The 2173-nt window shown below is 38.1% G+C and carries 3 protein-coding genes; all 3 read left to right on the top strand.

Annotated elements, in window-relative coordinates:
* A partial coding sequence (locus JMX98_RS13725; RefSeq protein ID WP_201587381.1) for a hypothetical protein occupies nt 1–1169 on the top strand: 1169 nt, incomplete at its 5' end.
* Between the two features lie 82 nt (nt 1170–1251).
* Nucleotides 1252–1773, top strand: coding sequence for a hypothetical protein (locus JMX98_RS13720; RefSeq protein ID WP_201587379.1), 522 nt, complete (start codon nt 1252–1254; stop codon nt 1771–1773).
* A 66-nt stretch (nt 1774–1839) separates the two neighbouring features.
* Nucleotides 1840–2097, top strand: coding sequence for a hypothetical protein (locus tag JMX98_RS13715; RefSeq protein WP_201587377.1), 258 nt, complete (start codon nt 1840–1842; stop codon nt 2095–2097).
* The last annotated feature ends 76 nt before the right edge of the window (nt 2098–2173 follow it).

Here is a 2173-nt window from a genome sequence, read left to right as displayed (position 1 = left end):
AAAGCTATAGTATCACCGCAGGAGATGAGTTTAAGATCACTGTCGGCAAATCCTCACTGGTCATGAACGCCGATGGCAGTATCATCATCACAGGATCGAGTATCATCACCCAAGCTGAGGGGGAGAACAAGGTGATTGGCAAGGATGTGCTGATTAATCCGCCGGGGGCGAGTAATAGTCAGGTGGAAGAGCCAAGTACCTCTGTTGCTGCACCTGTTCCATCTAGCCAAGCTACTAATCCTAATGGCTTGCCAAGTGCGTTAGCGGCATTAAAACAAGGGCCTTTAGATAGAGCTGGCTCTTTTGGTCGTGTAGATGATACTGAAGCTGATGGGAGCTTGATAGCGGGCAATACTCATTCTAATGACCCTAATCAAGGGGGCGGGGGATTGTCAGGTTTTGGAAATTACAATCCAAGTCCATATGATAAGCCACCAGAAGGTTATAAATATGTTTGGGATGGACGTGTAAATGATATGGTTCTTAAGCCTATCCCAGACAATAAATCAAATTTTGCAGTAGATCCAATTGCTGTAGCGTTTCCTGCTCATGCTAGACTTGCTGCCAAAGATCCAAAGGTAATTGCACAATCCAATTTGCAGAGTGATATGAGGAATGTCACTTACGCAGGCGCTGCTATTGCTGGTTACGGTCCTTATGTTGGGGCTTTAGCAAAGGAAGGTGTAGCAGCAGCATATGGAGCTACAGCCGCATTACCAGCTGGCGTAGCTAGTAGTGCATCAACCGGAGGAGCTCTTGGGTTAGGCTCATACGGGTTGATGACAGACGTCGATGATTGGAAACTAGCTGACGCTAGTATTAACACAATTGGCGGCGCTCTAACGGGAGGCTCTTCAGCTTTTGCAAAAACGGCTGTACAGACTGCAGTGGTTGGAGGCGTAGGTACTGGATTAACTCAATATGCGGTTGAAGGTAAAGCTGATATAGCGCCAATGGCTGTAAATGCTGCAACGGGAGGACTACTAAAACCGTTCAATCTAGGCATGACTGGTGATATAGCACAAGCAGCTGCAACAGCTGTTGCTCCTGAATTATCTGAGCTTAAAGAAGTTAAACCATTCAACCCTGCTTCAGATCGTTCTGACCCGTGGGAATCTTTAGGCTACGAGCCTTTTCTAAGTCCTGATAATAAGAATCGCAAAAAATAAAGTTTTATCTTATTTTACTGTCAGAGATTAATTTCTAATAACTTAAAAATTTAGATTTTTGAAAAGTAATTTGGAACATTTTATGTTTAAAGGTGAAAGTTTTAACGGATATGCTCATATAATAAATAAAAAATGCATAAGTTCTTATTATCAAGAAATATATATAAATTTTTTCTTCTTGGTTTGTTTAATAGGATTAACGCATGCTTTTTTTAACTCTAACCAAAAGGTTGTCACTTTTTTCAACATAGATATCTCATTATACTATTTTCTTCCATGGGTTCTGTGCGTTTATGAATTTCCAGTCTCTTTTTATAAAATATACTTTGTAAAAGGTAGAAGGTTTATTAAAAATATAAATGTAGATAAAAATTTAGAAATTAAACTATTTAATGGCAAGGTTTTAAAGCTAGAAAGTTTTACGTTGATTCTAGATAGTAAGAAAATAGACTTCGAAAATACAGGTTCTTTTGGTGAAAAAGTATACAAAAAGTATGACTTTGATTATATTGGTATAAAAAGTAATGAAACAACTTATCTTTTACCGTATAAAAAAGAATCCAAAGATTTTACTGTTCGGCTGTTAGAGAGTATAAGTCAGTAGATAAATGATATACTTATATAACAACAGAATCATACTCAGTTTTAAAGTTATAAACGAGAAAAATCTATGAGCAATTTAAAACTTAGAATATCGAAATTATCATTAGTAGTAGTTCTAGCTCTATCAAATGGCCTAGTCATTTCTGCTTGCTCAACAGACGCTACAAATGAAACCAGCCAACATTTAGCTCAACCAATAAATAAAAGTGATAGCAAAGATTTTGAATCAATCTATGCTGAAGCTAACCAAGGCGACCCACAAGCCCAGTTTCAACTAGGGTGTGTTGACAATTACCGTAAATGGATAATCGTCGCTGCTAAATAGATATTAGCAGCAAACGACTCATCTGTTTTTTCAGCACGCATGGCAATTTTCTTGAAATCTTTCAGCTTACAGAAGA

The organism is Psychrobacter sp. HII-4 (genome assembly GCF_904846595.1).
GTDB classification, from domain to species: domain Bacteria; phylum Pseudomonadota; class Gammaproteobacteria; order Pseudomonadales; family Moraxellaceae; genus Psychrobacter; species Psychrobacter celer.
Note: the sequence above shows the minus strand (reverse complement) of the source record. Positions and strands in the feature narration are given on the sequence as shown.

Bases quoted from the DNA above. Each gene is read 5' to 3' on its own strand.
- JMX98_RS13720 (WP_201587379.1), top strand. From the start codon at position 1,252: ATGTTTAAAGGTGAAAGTTTTAACGGATATGCTCATATAATAAATAAA.
- JMX98_RS13715 (WP_201587377.1), top strand. From the start codon at position 1,840: ATGAGCAATTTAAAACTTAGAATATCGAAATTATCATTAGTAGTAGTT.